The organism is Pseudomonas sp. SO81, assembly GCF_030374125.1.
Taxonomy (GTDB): Bacteria; Pseudomonadota; Gammaproteobacteria; order Pseudomonadales; family Pseudomonadaceae; genus Aquipseudomonas.
In genome coordinates this window covers 4,280,429-4,304,511 of record NZ_CP126126.1, presented here as the reverse complement: position 1 = coordinate 4,304,511, position 24,083 = coordinate 4,280,429, and the positions used below count along the sequence as shown (strand labels likewise).

The 24,083-nt window shown below is 67.4% G+C and carries 21 protein-coding genes; 11 read left to right on the top strand and 10 right to left on the bottom strand.

Annotation, left to right across the window (positions count from 1 at the left end; all coding sequences use genetic code 11):
• Positions 1-2 precede the first annotated feature (2 nt).
• The 3 genes from trhO to OH686_RS20485 all read right to left on the bottom strand — a co-directional run bounded on the left by trhO (position 3) and on the right by OH686_RS20485 (position 1,878).
• Complete coding sequence (trhO, locus tag OH686_RS20495) at positions 3-941, bottom strand: oxygen-dependent tRNA uridine(34) hydroxylase TrhO (protein WP_289534846.1); 939 nt, start codon at positions 939-941, stop codon at positions 3-5.
• Positions 942-1,062: 121 nt separating this feature from the next.
• Positions 1,063-1,368, bottom strand: a complete 306-nt coding sequence (locus OH686_RS20490; protein ID WP_289534844.1) for a BolA family protein — start codon at positions 1,366-1,368, stop codon at positions 1,063-1,065.
• Between the two features lie 12 nt (positions 1,369-1,380).
• Positions 1,381-1,878: a DUF2059 domain-containing protein gene (locus OH686_RS20485; protein WP_289534843.1), complete on the bottom strand. Its 498-nt coding sequence runs from the start codon at positions 1,876-1,878 to the stop codon at positions 1,381-1,383.
• 256 nt (positions 1,879-2,134) lie between these two features.
• On the opposite strand from OH686_RS20485, the gene OH686_RS20480 reads away from it, so the two are divergent.
• The 3 genes from OH686_RS20480 (at position 2,135) to OH686_RS20470 (ending at position 5,220) form a co-directional block, all read left to right on the top strand.
• Complete coding sequence (locus tag OH686_RS20480) at positions 2,135-3,145, top strand: DUF2804 domain-containing protein (protein WP_289534841.1); 1,011 nt, start codon at positions 2,135-2,137, stop codon at positions 3,143-3,145.
• 67 nt (positions 3,146-3,212) lie between these two features.
• A complete protein-coding gene (locus tag OH686_RS20475; RefSeq protein WP_289534839.1) occupies positions 3,213-4,607 on the top strand; it encodes a class II fumarate hydratase in 1,395 nt (464 codons plus the stop codon).
• Positions 4,600-5,220, top strand: a complete 621-nt coding sequence (locus OH686_RS20470; RefSeq protein ID WP_137971688.1) for an NAD(P)H-dependent oxidoreductase — start codon at positions 4,600-4,602, stop codon at positions 5,218-5,220. The genes OH686_RS20475 and OH686_RS20470 overlap by 8 nt, the downstream gene beginning before the upstream one ends.
• Before the next feature lie 6 nt (positions 5,221-5,226).
• On the opposite strand, the gene OH686_RS20465 is transcribed toward OH686_RS20470, so the two are convergent.
• Entirely contained in the window at positions 5,227-6,186 is a 960-nt protein-coding gene (locus OH686_RS20465) for a DMT family transporter (protein WP_289534836.1), read from the bottom strand.
• A 211-nt stretch (positions 6,187-6,397) separates the two neighbouring features.
• Between OH686_RS20465 and OH686_RS20460 the strand changes: the two genes are divergently transcribed.
• Entirely contained in the window at positions 6,398-6,607 is a 210-nt protein-coding gene (locus OH686_RS20460; protein ID WP_137971686.1) for a DUF6316 family protein, read from the top strand.
• Here OH686_RS20460 and pap read toward each other — a convergent pair whose 3' ends face one another.
• Positions 6,608-8,095: a polyphosphate:AMP phosphotransferase gene (gene pap / locus OH686_RS20455; protein ID WP_137971685.1), complete on the bottom strand. Its 1,488-nt coding sequence runs from the start codon at positions 8,093-8,095 to the stop codon at positions 6,608-6,610.
• Positions 8,096-8,190: 95 nt separating this feature from the next.
• On the opposite strand from pap, the gene mnmC reads away from it, so the two are divergent.
• From mnmC to OH686_RS20425, 6 genes are all read left to right on the top strand, one after another.
• Positions 8,191-10,134, top strand: a complete 1,944-nt coding sequence (gene mnmC, locus OH686_RS20450; protein ID WP_289534833.1) for a bifunctional tRNA (5-methylaminomethyl-2-thiouridine)(34)-methyltransferase MnmC2/FAD-dependent 5-carboxymethylaminomethyl-2-thiouridine(34) oxidoreductase MnmC1 — start codon at positions 8,191-8,193, stop codon at positions 10,132-10,134.
• Positions 10,135-10,264: 130 nt separating this feature from the next.
• Complete coding sequence (locus OH686_RS20445) at positions 10,265-12,034, top strand: N-acetylglutaminylglutamine amidotransferase (RefSeq protein WP_289534831.1); 1,770 nt, start codon at positions 10,265-10,267, stop codon at positions 12,032-12,034.
• 20 nt (positions 12,035-12,054) lie between these two features.
• Positions 12,055-13,791: an N-acetylglutaminylglutamine synthetase gene (ngg, locus tag OH686_RS20440; RefSeq protein WP_289534829.1), complete on the top strand. Its 1,737-nt coding sequence runs from the start codon at positions 12,055-12,057 to the stop codon at positions 13,789-13,791.
• Between the two features lie 14 nt (positions 13,792-13,805).
• Positions 13,806-15,002, top strand: a complete 1,197-nt coding sequence (locus tag OH686_RS20435; RefSeq protein ID WP_289534828.1) for an osmoprotectant NAGGN system M42 family peptidase — start codon at positions 13,806-13,808, stop codon at positions 15,000-15,002.
• A 102-nt stretch (positions 15,003-15,104) separates the two neighbouring features.
• Positions 15,105-17,861 carry a hybrid sensor histidine kinase/response regulator gene (locus OH686_RS20430; protein ID WP_289534826.1) on the top strand — a complete coding sequence of 919 codons (2,757 nt, stop codon included), beginning with the start codon at positions 15,105-15,107 and terminating at the stop codon, positions 17,859-17,861.
• A 57-nt stretch (positions 17,862-17,918) separates the two neighbouring features.
• Positions 17,919-18,149: a YheU family protein gene (locus OH686_RS20425; protein WP_289534824.1), complete on the top strand. Its 231-nt coding sequence runs from the start codon at positions 17,919-17,921 to the stop codon at positions 18,147-18,149.
• Positions 18,150-18,164: 15 nt separating this feature from the next.
• Here the strand turns inward: OH686_RS20425 and OH686_RS20420 are convergent, their stop codons facing one another.
• The 5 genes from OH686_RS20420 to OH686_RS20400 all read right to left on the bottom strand — a co-directional run bounded on the left by OH686_RS20420 (position 18,165) and on the right by OH686_RS20400 (position 21,630).
• Positions 18,165-18,497, bottom strand: a complete 333-nt coding sequence (locus tag OH686_RS20420; RefSeq protein WP_289534823.1) for a YnfA family protein — start codon at positions 18,495-18,497, stop codon at positions 18,165-18,167.
• 11 nt (positions 18,498-18,508) lie between these two features.
• A complete protein-coding gene (locus OH686_RS20415; RefSeq protein WP_137971677.1) occupies positions 18,509-18,937 on the bottom strand; it encodes a hypothetical protein in 429 nt (142 codons plus the stop codon).
• Positions 18,938-19,029: 92 nt separating this feature from the next.
• A complete protein-coding gene (locus OH686_RS20410; protein WP_289534822.1) occupies positions 19,030-20,190 on the bottom strand; it encodes an MFS transporter in 1,161 nt (386 codons plus the stop codon).
• Positions 20,191-20,298: 108 nt separating this feature from the next.
• Positions 20,299-21,258 carry an HlyD family secretion protein gene (locus OH686_RS20405; protein ID WP_289534820.1) on the bottom strand — a complete coding sequence of 320 codons (960 nt, stop codon included), beginning with the start codon at positions 21,256-21,258 and terminating at the stop codon, positions 20,299-20,301.
• Between the two features lie 3 nt (positions 21,259-21,261).
• Positions 21,262-21,630, bottom strand: coding sequence for a DUF3302 domain-containing protein (locus OH686_RS20400; RefSeq protein ID WP_289534818.1), 369 nt, complete (start codon positions 21,628-21,630; stop codon positions 21,262-21,264).
• 382 nt (positions 21,631-22,012) lie between these two features.
• Between OH686_RS20400 and OH686_RS20395 the strand changes: the two genes are divergently transcribed.
• Complete coding sequence (locus tag OH686_RS20395; RefSeq protein ID WP_289539099.1) at positions 22,013-24,067, top strand: hypothetical protein; 2,055 nt, start codon at positions 22,013-22,015, stop codon at positions 24,065-24,067.
• Positions 24,068-24,083 lie beyond the last annotated feature (16 nt).

Below are 24,083 nucleotides of genomic sequence, written 5' to 3'. Positions count from 1 at the left end.
GTTCAGCCTTCCTGCAGCGCCTTGTAGTTGAAGCCGATGGGATGCGGCAGGTTGCGCGCCTGGGCGATCTCGATCTGCTTCTGCCGCTCGCGCGCGGCCTGGCGAGTTTTCTCCGGCAGCGAGTCCCAGCAGTGCGGGCAGCTGATGCCCGGCGAGTAGTGCTGGCTCTGCCGGTCCTCGACGGAGATCGGGTTGCGGCAGGCGTGGCACTGGTCGTAGTCGCCCTCGGAGAGGTCGTGGCGCACGGTCACCCGGTTGTCGAAGACGAAGCAGTCGCCGCGCCACTTGGTCTGATCCTGCGGCACCTCTTCGAGGTACTTGAGGATGCCGCCCTTGAGGTGGAACACCTCCTCGAAGCCTTCGCCAAGCATGTAGCTGGAGGCCTTCTCGCAACGGATGCCGCCAGTGCAGAACATGGCGACCTTCTTGTGCTTGGCCGGGTCGTAGTGGGCCTTGATGTAGTCGGGGAACTCGCGGAACGACTTGGTCTTCGGGTCGATGGCGCCCTCGAAGGTGCCAATGGCCACCTCGTAGTCGTTGCGGGTGTCGATCAGCAGCACCTCGGGATCGCTGATCAGGGCATTCCAGTCCTGCGGCTCGACATAGGTGCCGACCCGCTGGTTGGGGTCCACTCCCGGCACGCCGAGGGTGACGATTTCCTTTTTCAGCTTGACCTTGGTGCGATAGAACGGCTGCTCGTCGCAGTAGGATTCCTTGTGGTCGACATCGGCCAGGCGCGGGTCCTGGCGGAACCAGGCGAACAGCGCATCGATGCCGGCGCGGCTGGCGGACACGGTGCCGTTGATGCCTTCCTCGGCCAGCAGCAGGGTGCCTTTGACATTGTTGTCGAGCAGGGTTTGCAGCAGGGGTTCACGCAGCGCCTGGTAGTCCGGCAGGGAGACGAACTTGTACAGCGCCGCGACGACGATCTTGTCGGTCATGCGGACTCTCTCCAGTGGTCACCCTCGCAAAGGGCGGACCGGGGATGAAATGAAAGCGCCGGCTGGGGCCGGCGCGGGGCGATTCTAACGCAGCCGCGCACCCGAGGGCACGCGGGCGGGATCAGTGGTCGTGCTTGCTGCCGCCGCGGCAGGTCGGCGAATCCGGGGCCATGCCCTGCTGCGCCCACTCCTCGGGGGTGTAGGTGTGCAGCGCCAGGGCGTGGAACTGCTGCATCAGTTCGCCGAGGGTGGCGTAGACCTTCTGGTGGCGCTTGACCGAATTGAGGCCGGCGAAGGCCGTGCTGACGATCACCGCCTTGTAGTGGGTCTCCTGGCCACGGCTGTGCATATGGCTCTCGTCCAGCACGTCCAGGTGTTCGGGTTGCAGGTCGCTGAGGGCCTGCTGGATCTTGTCGCGCATGCTCATATCCGGCACTCCTTACTGCTTGGCGGGCTGCAGTTCGGCGGTCATCTCGCCGAGCAGCTTGTCCACTTCCGGCACGGCCTGCTGCAGGCGCTCCTGGGTCAGCTGGGCGGCGTGGGCCATCAGTTGCGGCATCTGCTCCAGCACCTTGCGCCCGACCGGAGTCTGGTAGAAGGCCAGCAGCTCCTTCAGCTCGGCCTCGGTGAAAGCATCGGTGTACAGGCTGACCAGCTCGGACTCCAGCTTGCCCTTGCCGACCACACGTTCGATGGCCGCATCGGCCTGGGCCTGGTAGCGCTCCAGCACGGCCTTCTTCGCCTCGCTGCCACCGGCCTGGGCGAAACGCTGGGCGAACATCTGGCGCACCTGCATGTGCGCCGGCACCGCCAGCTTGTCGGCGCGGCTTATCTCGATGAAGCGCTTGGCCTCGGCGGCGTGACTGCTAGCGTCGGCCAGCAGCGGGCCGCTGGCGACCAGCAGCAGGCAGGAAAACAGGGCGCGCAGGCGGGTCATGGGTACGTCCTTCAGGAAAATCGCGGGCGGCCATTCTGCGCGCCCAGCTCGCGCCGCTCAAGCGCGCCGCACCGGGCAAAAAGCCAGCACTTGCCTCACAGCCCTGCAAATGGGCATGCTTACCATTCTCCCAAGACCCTGTTCAGGATCTTGCGGGCTAGCCAGGCTGTTTCAACGCCGCATGGCAGGCGCCGCAGATCGCCAACAGGCTCTGAGGCCGCACCAGCGCTAGCGGCCCCACACACGGACGTGTCTGATGAACAGCTTCACCAATCCGCTCGCCCCTCTTTCCCAGCCGCTGTGCGACGCCCGAGGCCGCCTGGCCGAAGACGCCGTCGGCTGGTCGCCGCGGCCGCGCGTGCACTGCGCCCTGCCTGGCAACCATGGGCGGCGCAAGCGCTGGAATCACTGGTGCATCACCACGCCGGACTGGATGCTGGCGCTGACCTTCGCCGACCTCGACTACCTGGGCTACGGCGCCGCCTATTTCCTCGACCTGCACAGCGGCAAGTCCGCCAGCCGCACCCAGCTGCGCCCGTTCGGCCTGGGCTGCACCCTGCCCGACTCGCCACTCGATAGCCACGAATTCAGCCACAGCCACCTGCAGCTGCGCGCCGACGATCGCGGCAGCTCGGTCCGCCTCACCGTGATGGCACCGGACATCGGCGGCCAGCCGCTACAGGTGGCCCTGGACATCCAGCGGCCCCCGCACCTGGATTCGGTCAATCTGGTCTGCCCCATGGGCCGCCACACCTTCCACGCCACCAGCCGCCAGCTCGGCCTGCCGGTCAGCGGCAACCTGCAGCTGGGCAGGCAGCAGTACCTGTGCACGCCGGGGCAGAGTTTCGCCTCGCTGGACTTCGCCCGCGGCGTCTGGCCGCTGAACAGCCACTGGACCCGCGCCGCCTTCGCCGCGCCCGGCGGCATCGCCGGTAACTTCGGCAGCGGCTGGTGCGACTACAGCGGCTTGTCGGAAAACGCCCTGTGGTTCGGCGGCGAACTGCTGCACCTGGAAGAACGCGTAGAGATCGCCCAAGGCTCGCCGAACTCGCTGGAGCCCTGGCGCCTGTCCAGCCCCAGCGGCCAGGTCGACCTGTGCTTCACCCCGCGCCAGCTGCACCAGGCCTGCCCCAAGTTCGGCCCCTTCTATGCCGATACCCGCCAGTGGTTCGGTCGCTTCGACGGTCTGCTGCGCGGCCCGCAGGGCGAAAAAGTGCCGGTCAGCAGCGCCTATGGCTGGCTGGGCGCGACCCACGCCCGCTGGTAATACCCGGTCAGGGAACCCGCCTCGGTAGCGGCGGCCTAAACTGCCGGAAACAATCCGGAGAGAGTTCATGAGCCGCATCGAAACCGACAGCCTCGGCGCCATCGAAGTACCCGAAGACGCCTACTGGGGCGCCCAGACCCAGCGCTCGCTGATCAACTTCGCCATCGGCGAGCAGCGCATGCCGCTGGCCGTGGTGCACGCCCTGGCGCTGATCAAGAAGGCCGCCGCGCGGGTCAACAATCGTATCGGCGAGCTGCCGCCGGAGGTCGCCCGCCTGATCGAACAGGCCGCCGACGAGATACTGGCCGGCCAGCACGACGATCAGTTCCCGCTGGTGGTGTGGCAGACCGGTAGCGGTACGCAGAGCAACATGAACGTCAACGAAGTGATCGCCGGTCGCGCCAACGAGCTGGCCGGCCAGGGCCGAGGCGGCAAGAGCCCGGTGCACCCCAACGACCACGTCAACCGCGCGCAGAGCTCCAACGACAGCTTCCCCACCGCCATGCACATCGCCGCCGTGCAGGCCGTGCAGCAACAGCTGCTGCCGGCCATCGCCGAGCTCTCCGGCGCGCTGGCGGACCAGTCGACCCGCCACATGCAACTGGTGAAGACCGGTCGCACCCACCTGATGGATGCCACCCCGGTGACCTTCGGCCAGGAGCTGTCGGCCTTCGTCGCCCAGCTCGAATATGCCGATCGCGCCATTCGCGCCGCCCTGCCGGCCGTGTGCGAGCTGGCCCAGGGCGGCACCGCCGTCGGCACCGGGCTCAATGCTCCCAAGGGCTTCGCCGAGGCCATGGCCGCGGAACTGGCCGCGCTGGCCGGACTGCCGTTCATCTCGGCGCCGAACAAGTTCGCCGCCCTCGCCGGCCACGAGCCGCTCACCGCGCTGTCCGGCGCACTGAAGACCCTGGCCGTGGCGCTGATGAAGATCGCCAACGACCTGCGCCTGCTCGGCTCCGGCCCGCGTGCCGGCTTCGCCGAAGTGAAGCTGCCGGCCAACGAGCCCGGCAGCTCGATCATGCCCGGCAAGGTCAACCCGACCCAGTGCGAGGCGTTGTCCATGCTGGCCTGCCAGGTGCTGGGCAACGACGCCACCATCGCCTTCGCCGCGAGCCAAGGCCACCTGCAGCTCAACGTGTTCAAGCCGGTGATCATCCACAACCTGCTGCAGTCCACGCGCCTGCTGGCGGACGGTTGCCGCAACTTCGCCCAGCACTGCGTGGCGGGGATGGAGCCGGATGCGCGGCAGATGGCCGAGCACCTGGAGCGCGGCCTGATGCTGGTCACCGCGCTGAACCCGCACATCGGCTACGACAAGGCCGCGGAGATCGCCAAGAAGGCCTACGCCGAGGGCCTCAGCCTGCGCGAGGCGGCGCTGCAGCTCGGTCATCTGAGCAACGAACAGTTCGACGCCTGGGTTCGCCCGGAAAACATGCTGGAGTCCGGACAACATGGCTGAGGAAGCGAAGAGTGGCGCCACCCCGCTGGAAGGCGACGGCAAGCGCATCCTGATGATCCTCGGCACCTCGAAGAGCGACAGCCTGTGCCACGCTATCGCCGAGGCCTACAGCAGCGGTGCCCGCGGCGAGGGCCATGTGGTGCGCCAGCTGAAGCTCGGCGAGCTGCAGTTCGACCCGATCCTGCGTGAGGGCTATGGCCAGCACCAGGCGCTGGAACCGGACCTGCTGGAGGCCCAGCGGCAGATCCACTGGGCCGAGCACCTGGTGTTCGTCTACCCGGTCTGGTGGGGCGGCGTGCCGGCGCTGCTCAAGGGTTTCTTCGACCGCACCTTCCTGCCCGGCTTCGCCTTCAAGTACCGCAACCGCTCGCAGCTGTGGGACAAGCTGCTGACCGGACGCACCGCCGACCTGCTGGTGACCCTGGACACGCCGCCCTGGTACTTCCGCTGGATCTACGGCGCGCCGGCGCATCGGCAGATGGTGCGCACCATCCTCGGCTTCTGCGGCATCAAGACCCGCCGCCTGACCGAGTTCGCCCCGGTACGCCCCTCCTCCGAGGAACAGCGCCAGGGCTGGCTGCGCAAGGCCGAGAGCCTGGGCGTCAGGGTCTGACAGCGTTTACCTGAGAGCCAGGCGCGCGCGCCGCGCCCGCCAGCCGGCCAGCAGCGACGGGCCCAGCGCGGTCAGTGCCGAGCCCAGCACCACCAGCAGCGCACCAGCGTAGCCGAGCAGGTTGATCTGCTCCGGCTGCACGTGGTCCGGCCACCAGACGGCGGCCAGGGCCACGGCGACGAAGGTCACCAGCGGCGTGATCGACAGGGTCGCGCTGACCCGCGAGGCCTCCCAGTGCGCCAGCGCCTCGGCGAAGGCACCGTAGGCCACCAGGGTGTTCAGGCAACAGGCCAGCAGCAGCCAGAACTGCAGCGGGTTGAGCTGCAGCACCTGCAGCGGATGGGCCCAGGGCGACAGCAACAGTGCGCAGGCCAGGTAGATCACCATCATGATCTGCGGCGAGCTCCACTGGGTCAGCAGCTGCTTCTGCGCCAGGCCGTAGAACACCCAGAGAAAGGCCGCCAGCAGGATCACCAGCACGCCGGTGGTGTAGGTGGTCAGCGAGGTCAGCAGCTCTTCCAGGCGCTGGTTGAAGAACAGGCCGAAGCCCAGCAGCAGGATGGCCATGCCGATGCCCTGGCCGAGGCTGAAGGATTCGCGGAACACCAGCAGGCTGGCGACCAGGAACAGGATCGGCGCCATCTGGATCACCAGCTGGGTGGTGCCGGGGCTGAGCATGTTGAGGCCGATCAGGTACAGCACGTAGTTGCTGGTCAGCCCGGCGATGGCCAGCGCCAGCAGGCCCTGGCCACGGCGGCCCAGGGGTGCGAAACGCGGCAGGCGCCGGGTGGCGCCCAGCCAGATCAGCAATAGCAGGCCGGAGACCAGCAGGCGGTACCAGGTGACGGCGACCGGGTCCATCACCTGCAGCACTTCCTTGAGCTTGATCGGCAGAATGCCCCAGAGCACCGCGGTGGTCAGGGCGAGCAGCAGGCCGAAGAGCCAGCGGCCGGAGGAAACGTGCATGACAGCCTCGACAGCGCAACAGCGAAATGGCCCAGCATTCTAGGCCCTGGCACGCGGCGGCGGCAGCCACAGTTGACCATGTGGACAGAATGAAACTGTGCTGCGCGCCGACCCGATATGGCTAAAAAATGACCACTTGTCGCATGCCCCGGCTCGCCTGGGGCCAGCCACTACACTCACAACAGTGCACGCTGTTGCAGGAGGCTTCGCCATGTTCGGTCAACGCCATATCGACCCCACTCCCGGCACCCATTACCGGAGCGAGCGGGTCAGCGCGGTCAACGGTCAGTACTTCTTCTCCACCCGCGAGGGCACGCTGGAAGGCCCCTACTTCACCCGTGTCGATGCCGAGCGGGAAATCGCCTTCTATATCCGCCGCATGCGCCAGGCCAGCGACATCATCGAGAGTCGCGCCTTTTAGTCAGTCTTCGGCGAAGGCCCGTTCCAGGGCCTCGTTGATGGTGCGCAGCACCTTCACCCGGGCGAAGCGCTTGTCGTTGGCCTCCACCAGCGTCCAGGGCGCAATCGAGGTGCTGGTACGGTCGACCATGTCGCCCACCGCATCGCGGTACTCGCCCCACTTGTCGCGGTTGCGCCAGTCCTCTTCGGTGATCTTGAAGCGCTTGAAGGCGATCTGCTCGCGCTCCTGGAAGCGCTTGAACTGCTCGTCCTGGTCGATGGCCAGCCAGAACTTCACCAGCACCACGCCGGCATCGCTCAGCTGTTCCTCGAAGTCGTTGATCTCGCCGTAGGCGCGCAGCCAGTCGATCGGCTCGCAGAAGCCCTCCACCCGCTCCACCAGCACCCGGCCGTACCAGGAGCGATCGAACACGGTGAACTTGCCGCGCGCCGGAATGTGCCGCCAGAAGCGCCACAGGTACGGTTGGGCGCGCTCCTCTTCGGTCGGCGCGGCGATCGGCACGATGCGGTACTGGCGCGGGTCCAGCGCCGCCGCCACCCGGCGGATGGCGCCGCCCTTGCCCGCCGCGTCGTTGCCCTCGAACACCGCCACCAGGGCATGCCGGCGCATGCGCTTGTCGCGCATCAGCATGGCCAGGCGCGCCTGCTCGACGGCGAGCATGTCCTTGTACTCGTCCTTCTCCAGGCTCTGCGTCAGGTCCAGGCAGTCCAGCAGGCCACGGTTGTCCAGGCTGGCGATCAGCGGCGCCACATGCGGCTGCGCGGCGCGCGGGCCGGTGTTGCGCAGGGCGGCCTGCAGGCCGTCGAGCAGGATGCGTCCCACCGTCAGGTTGCGATAGCACTCGTCGCTGCCCTCCACCACGTACCAGGGCGCGAAGTCGCGGCTGCTGCGGCGCAACACCCGCTCGCCGTGGTGCACGAACTTGTCGTAGGTCTTCGACTGCTGCCAGTCCAGGGGGCTGATGCGCCAGGCGCGTTGCGGGTCGTCCTGCAGCTCCTTGAGGCGCGTCTTCATGCGTTTCTTGGACAGGTGGAACCAGAACTTGAAGATCAGCGCGCCCTCGTTGCAGAGCATCTGCTCCAGGGCCAGGGCGCCGTCGATGGCCTGGTCCAGCACCGCGTCCTTGAAGTGACCGTGGACCCTGCCCTGCAGCATCTGGCTGTACCAGTTGCCGAAGAAGATGCCGATCTGCCCCTTGGGCGGCAGCTGGCGCCAGAAGCGCCAGGCCGGCGGCCGCGCCAGCTCCTCGTCGGTCTGCACGTCGAAGGTGCTGACCTGGATCAGCCGCGGGTCCATCCACTCGTTGAGCAGCTTGACCGTCTCGCCCTTGCCGGCGCCCTCGATGCCGTTGATCAGGATGATCACCGGGAAGCGCCCCTGCTGCTTCAGCTCGAACTGCGCCTCCAGCAGCGCCTCGCGCAGCGCCGGCACCTCCTTGTCGAAGGTCTCCTCGTCGATTGCATGCCCCAATTCGGCGGACTCGAACATATCCATCTCCCTGCCAAGAATCCGCTCAGCCTAGCGGATTCCCAGCGCCCCCGGGCATGTCGTTACAATGCGCAACCTTGCATACGGATGCGCGCATGACCGATTTCCACCACGCCCAGCTCGATTGGGACGACCAGGGCCAGCCCCGCTCGCGCCAGTTCGGCGACATCTATTTCGCCAGCCAGGACGGGCTCGGCGAGACCCACCACGTGTTCATCGAAGGCACCGACCTGGCGGCCCGCTGCGCCGCCCTGCCCGCCGGCGGACGCCTGGTGATCGGCGAGACCGGCTTCGGCACCGGCACCAACTTCCTCTGCGCCTGGCGTCAGTTCGAGCGCAGCGCGCCGGCCGATGCCCAGCTGCATTTCGTCAGCGTCGAGAAATACCCGCTGGCCGCCGTCGACCTGCAACGCGCCCTGGCCCTGTGGCCGGAACTGGCGCCCTGGTCCGCGCAGCTGCTGGAGCAGTACGTCGCCATCCACCCCGGCTTCCAGCGCCTGGCGCTGGGCGGCGGCCGGGTGATCCTCACCCTGCTGATCGGCGATGCGCTGCAGATGCTGCCGCAGCTGGATGCGTGCATCGACCTGTGGTTCCTCGACGGCTTCGCCCCGGCCAAGAATCCGGAGATGTGGACGCCGCCGCTGTTCCAGCAGCTGGCGCGGCTGTCCGCCGCTGGCGCCAACCTGGCCACCTTCACCAGCACCGGCTATGTGCGCCGCGCGCTGAACGATGCCGGCTTCGTCATGCGTCGCGTGCCGGGCTACGGCAAGAAGTGGGAGATCCTGCGCGGCCATTTCGAGGGCCCCGCCGCCCCGGCGGAAAAGCCTTGGTACGCGCGCCCGCCGCAACAGGAACGACGCCAGGCCCTGGTGATCGGCGCCGGCCTGGCCGGTTGCGCCACGGCCGCCAGCCTGGCCAGCCGCGGCTGGCAGGTAACCCTGCTGGAACGCCACGACGCGGTGGCCCGCGAGGCCTCGGGCAACCCCCAGGGCGTGCTCTACCTCAAGCTGTCCGCCCACGGCACCGCGCTGTCGCAACTGGTGCTGGCCGGTTTCGGCCATACCCGGCGCCTGCTGCAGCGCCTGCAGCCGAGCGACTGGGCGGCCTGCGGCGTGCTGCAGCTGGCCTTCAACGCCAAGGAGGCCGAGCGCCAGGCCAAGCTGGCCGAGGCCTTCCCCACCGACCTGCTGCAGAGCCTGGATCGCCAGCAGGCCGAGGCCATCGCCGGGGTCGAGCTGCCGGCCGGCGGCCTGTTCTACCCCGAGGCCGGCTGGGTGCATCCGCCCGCCCTGTGCCAGTTGCTGGCCGAGCATCCGGGCATCCGCCTGCTGCCGCACAGCGAAGCACTCGACCTGCGCCGCGTCGACGGCCGCTGGCAGGCCATGGACGGCGAACGCCTGCTGGCCGAGGCGCCAGTGGCGGTGCTGGCCGGCGCCGCCGAGGTGCAGCGCTTCGCCGCATTGCCGCTCAAGCGCATCCGCGGACAGATCAGCCGCCTGCCGCAGACCGCGGCCAGCGCCGCGCTGGGCTGCGTGCTGTGCGCCGAGGGTTACGTGGCGCCGCCGCGCGCCGGCGAGCACACCCTCGGCGCCAGCTTCGACTTCCATGCCGAGGACCTGGCGCCGACCGCCGCCGAGCACGCCGGCAATCTCGATCTGCTGCGGGAAATCTCCACCGACCTGGCCGCACGCCTGGGCGCCGATGCCCTCGCCCCGGAACAGCTGCAAGGCCGCGCCGCGTTCCGCTGCACCAGCCCTGACTACCTGCCGATAGTCGGACCACTGGCCGATCCGGCCGCCTTCGCCGAGGCCTATGCGGTGCTGGGCAAGGACGCGCGCCAGGTGCCGGATGCCCCCTGCCCCTGGCTGGACGGTCTGTACGTCAACAGCGGCCACGGCTCGCGCGGGCTGATCAGCGCGCCGCTGTGCGGCGAACTGCTGGCCGCCTGGCTCAGCGGCGAGCCGCTGCCACTGCCGCGCGCGGTCGCCGAGGCCTGCCACCCCAACCGCTTCGCCCTGCGCCGGCTGATCCGCGGCTAGGCCGCCAGGCCGTGATGGCATCGCCGCACATATAACCAAATGGACTAGACCTTTCCGGGAATACGCCTGTCGGAAGCTGTGCCCCTGCCCTTGGCGGGGCCATCCCCAACGGCAAAACCGGTAAGGAACCATGTGCGGAATAGCTGGAGAACTACGTTTCGATCACCAACCGGCCGACCTGGCCGCCCTCGCCCGAATCACCCACCACCTGGCCCCACGCGGCCCCGATGCCTGCGGCTTCCATAGCAGCGGCTCGCTGGGCCTCGGCCACCGCCGCCTGAAAGTCATGGACCTGGCGCCGGCCTCCGGCCAGCCGATGGTCGACCAGCAGCTCGGCCTGGCCATGGTGTTCAACGGCGCCATCTACAACTACCCGGAACTGCGCGACGAGCTGCGTGCCCTGGGCTACCAGTTCCACTCCGACGGCGACACCGAAGTCCTGCTCAAGGGCTACCACGCCTGGGGCGAAGCCCTGTTGCCGAAACTCAACGGCATGTTCGCCTTCGCCATCTGGGAGCGCGACACGGAGCGCCTGTTCCTCGCCCGCGACCGCCTCGGCGTCAAGCCGCTGTACCTGAGCGACGACGGCACCCGTCTGCGCTTCGCCTCCAGCCTGCCGGCCCTGCTGCAGGGCCGCGACATCGACTCGGCGCTGGACCCGGTCGCACTCGACCATTACCTCAATTTCCACGCCGTGGTGCCGGCGCCGCGCACCCTGCTGGCCGGCGTGAAGAAACTGCCACCGGCCACCTGGCTGCGCATCGAGCGCGATGGCCGGCGCGTCGAGCACCGCTGGTGGCAGCTGGACTTCGGCCCGCGTGCCGACGAGAGCGGCCTGCAGCTGGAAGACTGGAGCGAAAGAGTGCTGGATGGCCTGCGCCAGGCCGTGCAGGTGCGCCAGCGTGCGGCACTGGATGTCGGCGTGCTGCTCTCCGGCGGGCTCGACTCCAGCCTGCTGGTCGGTCTGCTGCACGAGGCCGGCGTGGCCGACCTGGCGACATTTTCCATCGGCTTCGAGGATGCCGGCGGCGAGCGCGGTGACGAGTTCCACTACTCGGACCTGATCGCCCGCCACTACGGCACCCGCCACCAGCAGCTACGCATCGCCGAGGCGGAAATCCTCGCCGAGCTGCCGGACGCCTTCCGCGCCATGAGCGAGCCGATGGTCAGCCACGACTGCATCGCCTTCTACCTGCTCGGCCGCGAGGTGGCCAAGCACTGCACCGTGGTGCAGTGCGGCCAGGGCGCCGACGAGCTGTTCGCCGGCTATCACTGGTACCCGCAGGTGGATGGCGCCGCGGACCCGCAAGCCGCCTACCGCGCAGCCTTCTTCGACCGCTCGCGGGAGGAGACCCTGGCCACCCTGCGTCCGCAATGGCACGGCCCGGACTGGGCCGGCGAATTCCTCCGCGAGCACTTCGCCATGCCCGGCGCCGAGGCGGCGGTGGACAAGGCCCTGCGCCTGGACGGCACGGTGATGCTGGTCGACGACCCGGTGAAGCGGGTCGACAACATGACCATGGCCTGGGGCCTGGAGGCCCGTACGCCGTTCCTTGACTACCGCCTGGTGGAGCTGGCGGCGCGCATCCCGGCGCGCTTCAAGCTGCCGGACGGCGGCAAATACGTGCTCAAGGAAGCCGGGCGCAAGGTCATCCCGCATGCGGTGATCGATCGCCCCAAGGGCTACTTCCCGGTACCCGGCCTCAAACACCTGCAGGGCGCCACCCTGGACTGGGTGCAGGAGCTGCTGCTCGACCCCAGCCAGGACCGTGGCCTGTTCGAGCCGGCCATGCTCGATCGCCTGCTCAGCGAGCCGGATGGCCAGCTCACCCCCTTAGGCGGCTCCAAGCTCTGGCAGCTCGCCGCACTCAACCTGTGGCTCAGTGAACAGGGCCTCTGACCGACTCAAGGAGCTTCATCATGCGTGCATCCGCCTACAACCAACGCCTGCAGCGCGGCCAGCCACCGTCCTATCAGCGCCTGCAGGCGCACCTGGCCAAGGACGGCATTGAGCAGCCGGAACCGCAGAGCGTGCGCTGCGGCTGGGGCCGCCTGCTGCTGGGCCACACCTACCCGGACGCCGAGGCCCTGGCCACCGCGCTGCTGGAGGAGCGCCCGGGCGAGCGCGACATCGCCCTGTACGTGGCCGCACCCCAACAGGTGCTGGCCCAGGCGCCGCAGCAGCTGTTCCTCGACCCTTCCGACACCCTGCGCCTGTGGTTCACCGACTACCGCCCGGCGCACTCCAGCTTTCGTGGCTTCCGCATTCGCCGGGTGCAGAACGAACAGGACTGGGAGGGCATCAACGGCCTGTACCTGCAGCGCGGCATGTTGCCGATCGATACCGAGCAGCTGACCCCGCGCGAGGCCGGCGGCCCCGACTACTGGCTGGCCGAGGACGAGGCGGATGGCCGGGTGGTCGGCGCCGTCATGGGCCTCAACCACCGTGAGGCCTTCGCCGACCCCGAGGGCGGCAGCAGCCTGTGGTGCCTGGCCGTGGCGCCGAACTGCCAGCGCCCAGGCGTTGGCGAGGCCCTGGTGCGACACCTGGTCGAGCATTTCAGGGGCCGCGGCCTGAACTACCTGGACCTGTCGGTGCTACACGACAACGACAGCGCAAAGAGCCTGTACGCCAAACTCGGTTTCCGTGAACTGCCGACCTTCGCGGTGAAGCGCCGCAACGGCATCAACCAGCCCCTGTTCCTCGGCCCGGGGCCGGAGGCGGAGCTCAACCCCTACGCGCGGATCATCGTCGATGAGGCACGCCGCCGCGGCATCGAGGTGCGCGTGGACGATGCCGAAGGCGGCCTGTTCACCCTGGCCCAGGGCGGCCGGCGCATCCGCTGCCGCGAGTCGCTGTCCGACCTGACCAGCGCAGTGAGCATGACCCTGTGCCAGGACAAGCGCCTGACCCATCGCGCCCTTGAGCGCGCCGGCCTGCGCCAGCCGGCCCAGCGCCTGGCCGGCAGCGCCGAGGAGAACACCGCCTTTCTCGCCGAGCACGGCAGCATCGTGGTCAAGCCGGTGGACGGCGAACAGGGCCAGGGCGTGGCCGTCGACCTACGCACGGCGCAGGCGGTGCAGGACGCCATCGAGCGTGCCCGGCGCTTCGACCAGCGCGTGCTGCTGGAGAGCTACCACTGCGGCCAGGACCTGCGCATCGTGGTGATCGGCTACCAGATGGTGGCCGCGGCCATCCGCCACCCGGCCGAGGTGATCGGCGACGGCGTGCACACCATAGGCGCGCTGATCGAGGCGCAGAGTCGCCGGCGCCAGGCCGCCACCAGTGGCGAGAGCCGCATTCCGCTCGACGCCGAGACCCAGCGCACCCTGCACGACGCCGGCTACGACTACTCCAGCGTGCTGCCCGCCGGCACCCGCCTGGCCGTGCGCAAGACCGCCAACCTGCATACCGGCGGCACGCTCGAGGACGTCACCGAGCGCCTCCACCCCACCCTGCGCAAGGCCGCCGTGCAGGCGGCGCGTGCCCTGGACATCCCGGTGGTGGGCCTGGACATGCTGGTGGAGTCCGCCGAGGGCGAGGACTACGTGCTGATCGAGGCGAACGAGCGGGTCGGGCTGGCCAACCACCAGCCGCAACCGACGGCCCAGCGCTTCATCGATCTGTTGTTCCCGCTCAGCCGCCCGCATCCGTGACCCGAGGAGGCCCCATGCATCGCCTGCCCGACCCCGACCTCGCCTATCTGCGCCAGGTGCTGCTGGAGCTGCTGGCCATCCCCAGCCCCACCGGCTTCACCGACACCGTCGTGCGCTACGTGGCCGAGCGCCTGGAAGAGCTCGGCATCCCCTTCGAACTGACCCGCCGCGGCACTATCCGCGCCACCCTCAAGGGCCGCCAATCCAGCCCGGACCGTGCGGTGTCGGCGCACCTGGACACCATCGGCGCCATCGTCCGCGAGCTCAAGGACAGCGGCCGCCCGGCCCTGGCCCCGGTGGGCTGCTGGTCCAGCCGTTTCGCCGAGGGCAGCCGGGTCAGCCTGTTCACCGACAACGGCGTGCTGCGTGGCAGCGTGCTGCCGCTGATGGCCTCCGGGCATGCCTTCAACACCCAGGTCGACAGCCTGCCGGTGAGCTGGGAGCACATCGAGCTGCGCCTCGACGCCCCCTGCGCCAGCCGCGCCGAGTGTGAGGCGCTAGGCGTGGCGGTGGGCGACTTCGTGGCCTTCGACCCGCTGCCCGAGTTCACCGAGAGCGGCCATATCAGCGCCCGTCACCTGGATGACAAGGCCGGCGTGGCGGCGCTGCTGGCGGCGCTCAAGGCGGTGACCGAGAGCGGCCTGGAGCCGCAGATCGACTGCCACCCGCTGTTCACCATCACCGAAGAAGTCGGCTCCGGCGCCGCCGCCGCCCTGCCCTGGGACGTCAGCGAATTCGTCGGCATCGACATCGCCCCGGTCGCCCCCGGCCAGCAGTCCAGCGAGCACGCGGTGAGCGTGGCCCTGCAGGATTCCGGCGGGCCCTACGACTATCACCTGTCGCGTCACCTGCTGCGCCTGGCGGCCGAGAGCGACATCCCGGTACGCCGCGACCTGTTCCGCTATTACCACAGCGATGCCCAGTCGGCGGTGACCGCCGGCCACGACATTCGCGTCGCCCTGCTGGCCTTCGGCTGCGACGCCACCCACGGCTACGAGCGCACCCATATCGACAGCCTGGCCGCCCTCACCCGCCTGATCGGCGCCTACCTGCTCAGCCCACCGGTGTTCGCCAGCGACGCCAAACCGGCCCAGGAGCACTCGCTGGAACGCTTCAGGCACCAGATCGAGCATGACGCGCAGATGGCCAGCGACACCCAGGTGCCCACCGTCGAGAGCGTGCTCGGAGCACGCGGCGAGTCTTCCGACTAAGCTTCAGCGCGGGGCCGCGCAGGCTCTGCAATGCTCTCTTGAAGCCTGGGCGGCAACTAGGCAAAGTGCAGGCAATAACCAATAAGAAGCATGAGGTTGCGGATGCCTCGCGTGTGTCTGGCTGTGCTGTTGCTCTGCCTGAGCGGGCCGCTGTGGGCACTCTCCCCGGCCCCCCTGGACCGCGACGAGCTGCGCCTATCGCTGGCGCCCTACATGGGCTACTACGAGGACCGTGACGGCAAGCTCGACGCCGAAACGGTGCAACGCCTGCCGGACGATGCCTTCATCCCGGTGCAGGGCGACCACGCCAACCTGGGCAAGAACGCCTCGGTGTGGTGGTTCAAGGTACGCCTGGTCAACGGCCGCCCGCAGCCGCTATCCGGCTACCTGGAAGTCAATTACGCCCTGCTCGACCACATCGACGTCTACCTGCAGGACGGCGACGGCAACCTGCAGCGCCAGCACAGCGGTGACAGCTTTGCCTTCGCCCAGCGCCCAGTGCAGGTGCGCCACTTCTGGTTTCCCCTGACCCTGCCCCACGGCAGCAACACCGTGCTGCTGCGGGTAGAGAGCACCAGCACCATCTTCGTGCCGCTGTTCTTTAGTACCTACGGGGCCAGCGCGGCGGCCCAGGAAAACCTGATGGGCATCAACGGCGCCTTCTACGGCGTGCTGTTCGCCATGTTCATCTACAACCTGTTCCTGTTCATCTCGCTGCGCGAGCGGGCCTACTTCTGGTACCTGGTGTACAACGTCAACGTCGGCCTGTTCGCCGCCTGCTTCGACGGCATGCTGTTCAAGCTGCTGCCCAACAGCGTGGGCCTGCAGTCGGTGAGCATCTACGTGCTGATGTTCCTGCACTGCCTCACCGCCGCCCAGTTCAGCCGCCACTTCCTGCACATCCCGCAGCACTTCCCGCGTCTGGACAAGGGCCTGCGCCTGCTGATGCTGGTGATCGTCGGCTGCCTGCTGTCGGTGCCGCTGATCGGCCTGGCCGCCTGGAACATCCTGGCCAGCGTGGCGGTGCTCGGCATATCGCTGATCCTGCTGCTCACAGGCATCTACGCCTGGCGCCGCGGCGTACGCCATGGCTCCTACTACGTGCTGGCCTGGAGCGTGCTGCTGGTGGCCTTCATGCTGGTCACCAGCGGCTCGCTGGGCCTGGAGATCTTCGGCATCTACGGCTCGGCGGTGGTCAAGGTGGGCGTGACCATCGAGCTGCTCAGCCTGTCCATCGGTCTGGCCGATCGCATCAACCTGCTCAAGGAGGAAGGCTTCCGCTCGCGCCAGGCGGCCGAACAGGCGGAGTACGAGAACCAGGCCAAGGGCCGCTTCCTGGCCAAGATGAGCCACGAGATCCGCACCCCGCTCAACGGCGTGCTGGGCATGCTGCAGCTGCTGCGCGAGACGCCGCTGGAGCGCAACCAGCGCTTCTACGTGGACACCATCAGCAGCTCCGGCAGCTCGCTGATGGCGGTGATCAACGACATCCTCGACTACGCCCGCATCGAGTCCGGCAAGCTCAGCCTGGAGGAGATCGAGTTCGACCTGGAGCAGATGGTCTCCGAGACCATGGCGCTGTTCACCGCCCAGGCCCTGGAGAAGCGCCTGCGCCTCTATGTCAGCCTGGAGGGCGGTGTGCCGCGCCGGGTGCGGGGCGATCCGACCCGCCTCAAGCAGGTGCTGATGAACCTGCTGGGCAACGCCCTGAAGTTCACCCAGGAAGGCCATGTGGCGCTGACCCTCAGCCGGCGCAGCGACAGCCAGGGCCAGCAGCACCTGGTGTTCGCCGTCAGCGACAGCGGCATCGGCATTCACGACGACTCCCTCACCCAGTTGTTCAAATCCTTCGCCCAGGGCGACTCCAGCACCACCCGCCGCTACGGCGGCAGCGGCCTGGGCCTGGCCATCAGCAAGGAACTGGTGGAGATGATGGGCGGCCGCATCGAGGTGCAGAGCACGCCGGGCCAGGGCTCGCGCTTTGCCTTCGACATCCCGCTGCGCGCCGCGACCGCCGGCGAGGACGACCTGGCCACCCTGCTGGAGAACCGCATCGCCCTGCTCTGCTCGCTGGACGGCCAGGGTCTCGACTGCCTGGGCCACCTGCTCGGCCGCTGGGGCATGCGCACTCAGCGTTGCCAGGACCCGGAGCGCCTGCAGGACTACCTGGAAGACTTCGCCACGCCACCGCTGCTGGTGCTGATGTCGCCCTGGCCGGGTAGCAGCGGGCACTGGCTGGACAGCCTGCGCCCGCACCTGCAGCAGGGTCAGCGCGTGCTGCTGCTGAGCCCGCCGGAGCAGCACCAGCAGCTGCCGGAAAGCCAGGGCCTGCGCCTGCTGCACCTGGCCCTGCCGCTGTCGGTCACCGGCCTGCGCGACACCCTGCTCGAGCTGTACAGCGAGCGCCGCCAGGAATCACCGGCACAGCCTCCCGCGCTGGACCAGCGCAGCGGCAACACGCCGTGCATCCTGGTGGCCGAGGACAACCGGGTAAATCAGATGGTGGTGCAGGGCTTCCTGCGCAAGCGCGGCTACTCGGTGCGCATGGTCGCCGACGGGCAGAGCGCGGTGGACGAGTACCGCCGCGATCCAAACGCCATCCAGCTGATCCTGATGGACTGCGAGATGCCCGAGTTGGATGGTTTCGAGGCCACCCGGCAGATCCGCCGCCTGGAGGCCAGCCGGCACCTCTCGGCCGTGCCGATAGTCGCCCTCACCGCGCACATCCTCGACGAGCACCGCGACCGCGGCATGGCCGCCGGCATGAACGAGTTCCTCGGCAAGCCGCTGGACTGCCAGCAGCTATACGCCCTGCTCGACCGCTATCTGCTCGCCCAGGCGCGCGACCGATTAGCATGACCGCCCGCCGTCGAGCCCGTTGAAGGGCCCGCGCAGAAACTGGCCCCAGGAGCCGCCATGCTGATCCCCCACCAGATGCTCGAAGCCGAGACCCTGACCCGCCTGCTGGAAGACTTCGTCACCCGCGAAGGCACTGACAATGGCGACGAGACGCCGCTGGATATCCGTGTCGAGCGGGCCCGCCGTGCGCTGGAAAAAGGTCAGGCGGTGATCGCCTTCGACCCGGACAGCCAGCAGTGCCAGCTGATGCTGCGCGAGGAAGTGCCGAAGGAGTGGCTGGAGGACTAGCGGCCCGCGCGAGCGCTACTGACTGGTGAAGCGCGGGCCGAGCAGGATGACGCCCGCCCCGATCAGGCACAGCAGCGCGCCCAGCCAGTCCGACAGCAACGGTCGGGTTCGCTCGATCGCCCCGAGCCAGAGCAGCGAAGCCACCACATAGACCCCGCCATACGCCGCATAGGCGCGCCCGGCATAGGCTGCCTCGACGCGGGTCAGCAGCAGGGCGAACAGGCTCAGGCTGAGCAGCCCGGGGGCGATCCACCAGGCGCTCTTGCCCAGGCGCAGCCACATCCAGAAGGCGTAGCAGCCGCCGATCTCGAACAGCGCGGCGAGGAAGAACCACAAGTAGTTGAGCATGGCGTTATCCGTCAGCCGCGCAGGCTGCCCTCGCGCTCCCACACGCAGCGCATGCGCAGGTCTTCTTCCTGGGGGCTGTGGAAGCCGCTCTCGGACTCCCAGCGGAAGGTGTGCAGGCCGTTCAGTTCGGTTTCCAGGTGCACCACCGCGCTGGCCCAGTACAGGCGCTTGAGCAGCGCCTCGAACTCCTTGACCCACAGCGCCCACTCGTACTCGATGGCCTGGTAGCTGGCGCCGAAGTGGATCACCTGGGTCTGGTACAGGCCCTCGCCCTCGGTGCCGCAGAAGGAGAACATCTCGCGGCCGAGGAATGGCCAGGCGTCGCCGTCGGGCAGCTGCTGCAGCACCCGGCGGTTGGTGCCGCGGCGCAACTGGCGTTGCTCGCGGTCACCGGATGGCCAGTCGCGGATGCAGCCATAGACGATGGATTCGGACTCCACGCGGGTACTCCAGAAAGTGCAGGCTGCCTTCTAACACAGGGCACCGGCCCTGCAAAGGAACCATGCGCCGCTTTTGCAAAAAGCCGCAGGCGCTAGGCCGGGCGTTTCGGCGTGCGCAGGGCCCAGGCGATGAGGGTCATCAGCACGCCCAGGCCGATCAGCACCATGAACGGCGCTTGGTAGTGACCGGCCAGGTCGCGCCCGAGGCCGGCCAGGATCGGCGCCAGGCAGGCCATGCAGTAGCCGGCGCAGAGCATCATCGCGGTCCAGCGGCTGACCGCCAGCGGCGTGTGCACCTCGTACAACGGCAGCACCAGCGACAGGGCGAAGGAGCCGCTGAGGGCGAAGCCCATCAGCACCGCCCAGACCTCGGGCAGCAGGATCGGCTGGAAGGTGATCATGGTCAGGCACAGAGTCAGGCTCAGGCCGCAGGCCACCAGCAGCGGCTGGCGGATATCAAAGCGCTGGGCCAGCCAGGGCATCAGCCAGGAACTGGGCAGGCCGACCAGCATGAACAGGCTGAACAGGCCGTTGCTGTACAACAGGCTCAGCCCCGCCTCGTGGTAGCGCGCCACCAGCCAGGTGGCCATGGTGTAGAAGAAGCCGGCCTGGATGGCGAAGAAACCGGTCACCAGCCAGGCCCGTGGTTCGCGCCAGGGCAGGCCCTGGCCATCGCTGGCCACGGCCTCCTCGGTACGGTTCGGCAGGCGCAGCCAGAGCAGACCGGCGAGCAGGGCCGGCACGAACCAGGCGGCCAGGCCCAGGCTCCAGTCATCGCCCAGGTTCTGGGTCAGTGGCACGGTGAGCACCGCACCGCCGGCACCGCCGATGGCCATGCTGAAGGAATACCAGCCGACCACCTGGCCGACGTGGTCACGGAAATGCCGCTTGATGAAGCCGGACAACAGCGGCCCGGCCACGGCGATACCGGCGCCGAGCAGCACGGCGCTGCCGATCAGCAGCACGCTGGTGTGGCCGCCGAAACGCAGCAGCAGGGCCAGCATGATCAGCCCCAGGCAGCAGGTGATGGTGCGTTCCAGGCCGAAGCGCACCGCCAGGCGCGGCGCCAGTGGCGCCAGCAGGCCCATGCACAGGACCGGCAAGGCGGTGGTCAGGCTGATCAGGCCGCGGCTCAGCGAAAGCTCGGCGGCAATGCGTTCGATCAGCGGGGCGAAGGAGGTGATGCCGGGGCGCAGGTTGATCGCCGCCAGCACCAGCGCCAGCATCAGCAGAGCCCGGGATACAGGTTTCACGGTACATCCAACAGCATGGCGGCCGGTCCGGCCGGGGCAGCAACCCTACTCCCCGGCGAACACCTCAGGCAAGACTTGGGGCGGAAAAATCTGACCGCCCGGACAGCCTCAGTGGAACGGGAAGATGTAGTTCATCCACGCCGCCATGCGCAGCAGGATCTTGCGCATCACCGCCACATGGTGGAAGTGCTGGCTATACAGCGCCGCCTGGCCATAGGCGCCACCCGGCACCTGGGCGCGGTACTTCTCGAAGTCGGGATCGTCGATCTCGATCTGCACCGGCACTCGCCCCGGGGGCGGCGAGCCGGTGAAGCCGACCAGGTTGCCGGAGGGCTGCACCTGGCCCTCGGCGATCACCCCGACCACCGTCTTGACCTTGCCGCTGAAGACTTCGCCGGGAATGCCGTCGAAGGCCACTTCGGCCTCGTCACCCACGGTCAGACGCAGCTGGCTGTTCTGGCGCATCCAGGCGACGAAGTAATGACTCTCGGCCGGCACGAACACCATCGAGGGCCGCAGCGGCAACCTGGCCGCATACATGCCCGGACGCAGCGAGACGTGGGTGACGAAGCCGTCCGACGGGGCGCGGACCGTGGTGTTGTCCAGCTCGTACTGGGCGATGTTGATCTGCCCTTGCAGGTCATCCACCCGTGCGGTGGTGATATCCAGGTCGCGGCGGTTACCGACGTTGCGCTTGACCAGCTCGCTGGCACGGAACTGATCGGCCTTGGCCGAGACCATCTGCGCTTTCAGCGACTTCAGCTTGTTCTCGAACGGAATCGGGTCCAGGCGGAACAGCACGTCGCCTTTCTTCAGCGCCTGGTTGCCCTGCACCGGCACCTCGATCACGCGACCACTGACAACTGGAATCACCGGCGTCGAGACGAAGTACATCCGGCTCACTTCCGAGTACGGATGGTTGTAGTTCATGAGGAAGATCAACGCGCCGATCAGCACAATCCCACCCAGGGCGGCGGTGGGTACCGACCACTTGTTCAGCGGGATGCGGAAGATCTTGAAGATGGCAACGCAGATGGCGGTGTAGGTCAGTATCAGTAGAAGATCCATGGCTCACACCTCCTCTGCCGGTGCGGATTCGACCGGCGGCTCGCCAGCGCCCTGGCGCTGTTCCAGTACTTGCAGACGCTCACGCAGTTCGGCGACCTGCTGCTCCAGCCCTGCCACATGACTCTCGGTGGACTTGCCATCGCTGAAGCCCCAGCCGCGGTCGGGGCGATAGAGGGTGGCCCAGATCCACAGGAAGGGCCACAGCGCGTGGAGGGTGAACAGGCTGACCCAGCCGGTGGCGTGGATCGCATCCTGGTGCGGATGCTTGCGGTGCACCGCGATCTCGTAAGGAATGTCGTGAATCACGATGATGCCGTAGAACAGCACCAGCCCCACGAACACCAACAGGCCAAGCGCAAAATAATCGAGCATGTAGGTCTTCCCCCAGAAACAACCAAATCGGTTGAAAGGCTAGCCAGGATCGGCCAAGGGTCGAGCGGCATAGCGTTTCGCCATGCTTTTCGTGCTAACACAGAGCGGACGGGGCGTGAAGCGGTGAAAAAGAGCCTGCATCCGCCTCGAACAATGCCGGTTCGCTGTATATAGTGCTAGCTCATGTAACCGAGCATTTCCCTGCTCCAGTTCTATTTAATAAGAAAGCTGCCGCCAACAGCCCGGAATGTCGACGATGAAAACAACTAAAGACAAAGACGCAGATTCCACCGTTTCCGAACCCCGCACCGTTGCACATACCGAGATCGAGCCCCTCCCCCTGCCAGTCAGCAACGCGCTGCAGGTCGGCGGCGAGCAGTACATGTACTTCACCGAGCGCGACATCGACCGCATCCTGGAGAATCTGGACGGCCTGCGCGAGCGGGTATTTCCCAAGCTGCACGGCGAAGATGCCCTCGATGCACGGCACGCCCAGCATTTCCCGTCGGTGTGCCTGATCGGCCTCGGCCGCTGCGGCTCCAACATCGCCCTGGACGTTGCCTCGCTGGTGTACAACGCGCGGCGCTTCTACCTCAACGAGTTCAGCAACCTGGAAAAGAACGGCGGTGAACAGCGCCCGGCCGGCTGGCTGCGCAGCAACCTGCGTTTGGCCGGCAGTCGCGCCGCCAAGCCGGTGTTCCTGATCGAGCCGCTGGTGATGCTGGGCGACCTGGACAAGGACATCGAGGGGCGCATCCGCTTCTCGCGCAAAGCAGAGACCAGCGGCTTCCTCGACGACTACAGCAAGATGAAGATCATGGACCTGTCCGAGGTCCACGCCGGTGGCGCCGGTAACGCGCCGATCCTCGGCCAGTACCTGGCCAAGATCATCCTCAACAAGGACACCCAGCGCTTCTCCAATGCAGACTGGAAGTTCATCCATAGCTACCTGATCGATTCCTGCGGCATCAAGGCCAACCAGTCGCGCCTGTACTTCTACATCTTCAGCGCCGGTGGCGGCACCGGCTCGGGCATGGCCTCGGAGTTCGGCCTGGCCCAGCAGTTCGCCTACATGAGCAAGACCTTCGAGACCAAACAAGAGAGCAGCAGCGAGGACAACCGCGGCCACTCCTTCGTCTTCGAGCCGATCTTCACCAGCGGCATCTGCATCCTGCCGAACATCTCCGATCAGCGCATCGAGATGTCCGAGGCCCTGCACATCAACGCCGGCCGCCTGCTGTGCAAGTACCTCGCCGAGGAGTGGGACTTCTCCTACAACTTCGACAGCGAGGAGACCGGCGAAGAGAGCGTGATGCGCCGCATCCGCCCGTGGAACGCCATGATGCTGATCTCCAACGACATCATGCGCTACGCCGAAGAAAGCGATGGCGGCAACGTGCAGAACATCGACGTGAACGCCATGGAGCGCCACGCCAACCAGTACATCTCGCAGCAGATCTTCAACATCCTCACCGCCCAGGCGGTGACCACCGACTACGACCAGAACTACTTCCGTCGTGCCGGCATCGACATCGGCGAAACCATCCGCCTCGACGCCAACGACCTGTTCATGAGCCTGGCCGGCCCGGTGGCCGTGGCCTATGCCGAGTCCGTGGTGGCCGAGCAGACGCCACCGACCACCACCGAGAAATTCAAGGTGTTCGAGAAGGAGCAGCCCAAGCTCAATATCGACGACCTGTTCTTCCGTTCCATCGACCTGCCGCACTTCAACAAGGTGACCCAGGCCATCGAGGGCATCAGCCTGCTGCCGATCGAGGCCAAGCGCTACCGCGCGGCCCTGGAGCAGTACAAGAAGTCCAACTTCGACGCCAGCGCCCTGAGCGACCTGCACTTCTTCAAGAACTGCTCCTCGGTGGTGTCCATCGTCTCGTTGCCGAAGGACTACAAGCTGTCCTACATGGACCTAAACCGGCTCAAGACCCACCTCAACAGCCTGTTCCCCAACACCACCCTGAAGCGCTACGCCCTGGTCATCGGCGCCTCGGCCAACCTGTCGCTGACCACCCTGATCGTCAAGAGCCCGTGCCTGTCGGACGACTTCCTGACCCTGATCGTCGCCTTCATCAAGCGCTGCTTCGCCCGCGACCAGTACCGCTACGACGAGAGCCTGGACAACGCCATGCTCGACTTCATCGTCTCCGAGGAGTTCGACGAAGAGCGCATCGAGGCCATGCTCAACGAGTACGAAAACCCGGCGAAGATCCTCGATACCAACTGGTACGCGATCAAACCGATGTACGAGAAGAAGTACCGCGAGCTGATCCACGACCAGGACAAGTTCGTCTCGATCAACGACATCCGCCTATCGCGCGACAGCGTGAAGAAGGCCATCAAATACCTGCGCGAGATCTACCGCCACCGCGTCGGCAAGACCCGGGTCATTTCGCTCAATGACTATGAAGGTGGCAAGGACTGAGTTCCTAGCACGGCTC

What these genes read in the sequence shown, in the direction of transcription:
- trhO (WP_289534846.1), bottom strand. Translation starts at nt 941, where the DNA reads ATGACCGACAAGATCGTCGTCGCGGCGCTGTACAAGTTCGTCTCCCTG.
- OH686_RS20490 (WP_289534844.1), bottom strand. Translation starts at nt 1,368, where the DNA reads ATGAGCATGCGCGACAAGATCCAGCAGGCCCTCAGCGACCTGCAACCC.
- OH686_RS20485 (WP_289534843.1), bottom strand. Translation starts at nt 1,878, where the DNA reads ATGACCCGCCTGCGCGCCCTGTTTTCCTGCCTGCTGCTGGTCGCCAGC.
- OH686_RS20480 (WP_289534841.1), top strand. Translation starts at nt 2,135, where the DNA reads ATGAACAGCTTCACCAATCCGCTCGCCCCTCTTTCCCAGCCGCTGTGC.
- OH686_RS20475 (WP_289534839.1), top strand. Translation starts at nt 3,213, where the DNA reads ATGAGCCGCATCGAAACCGACAGCCTCGGCGCCATCGAAGTACCCGAA.
- OH686_RS20470 (WP_137971688.1), top strand. Translation starts at nt 4,600, where the DNA reads ATGGCTGAGGAAGCGAAGAGTGGCGCCACCCCGCTGGAAGGCGACGGC.
- OH686_RS20465 (WP_289534836.1), bottom strand. Translation starts at nt 6,186, where the DNA reads ATGCACGTTTCCTCCGGCCGCTGGCTCTTCGGCCTGCTGCTCGCCCTG.
- OH686_RS20460 (WP_137971686.1), top strand. Translation starts at nt 6,398, where the DNA reads ATGTTCGGTCAACGCCATATCGACCCCACTCCCGGCACCCATTACCGG.
- pap (WP_137971685.1), bottom strand. Translation starts at nt 8,095, where the DNA reads ATGTTCGAGTCCGCCGAATTGGGGCATGCAATCGACGAGGAGACCTTC.
- mnmC (WP_289534833.1), top strand. Translation starts at nt 8,191, where the DNA reads ATGACCGATTTCCACCACGCCCAGCTCGATTGGGACGACCAGGGCCAG.
- OH686_RS20445 (WP_289534831.1), top strand. Translation starts at nt 10,265, where the DNA reads ATGTGCGGAATAGCTGGAGAACTACGTTTCGATCACCAACCGGCCGAC.
- ngg (WP_289534829.1), top strand. Translation starts at nt 12,055, where the DNA reads ATGCGTGCATCCGCCTACAACCAACGCCTGCAGCGCGGCCAGCCACCG.
- OH686_RS20435 (WP_289534828.1), top strand. Translation starts at nt 13,806, where the DNA reads ATGCATCGCCTGCCCGACCCCGACCTCGCCTATCTGCGCCAGGTGCTG.
- OH686_RS20430 (WP_289534826.1), top strand. Translation starts at nt 15,105, where the DNA reads ATGCCTCGCGTGTGTCTGGCTGTGCTGTTGCTCTGCCTGAGCGGGCCG.
- OH686_RS20425 (WP_289534824.1), top strand. Translation starts at nt 17,919, where the DNA reads ATGCTGATCCCCCACCAGATGCTCGAAGCCGAGACCCTGACCCGCCTG.
- OH686_RS20420 (WP_289534823.1), bottom strand. Translation starts at nt 18,497, where the DNA reads ATGCTCAACTACTTGTGGTTCTTCCTCGCCGCGCTGTTCGAGATCGGC.
- OH686_RS20405 (WP_289534820.1), bottom strand. Translation starts at nt 21,258, where the DNA reads ATGGATCTTCTACTGATACTGACCTACACCGCCATCTGCGTTGCCATC.
- OH686_RS20400 (WP_289534818.1), bottom strand. Translation starts at nt 21,630, where the DNA reads ATGCTCGATTATTTTGCGCTTGGCCTGTTGGTGTTCGTGGGGCTGGTG.
- OH686_RS20395 (WP_289539099.1), top strand. Translation starts at nt 22,013, where the DNA reads ATGTACTTCACCGAGCGCGACATCGACCGCATCCTGGAGAATCTGGAC.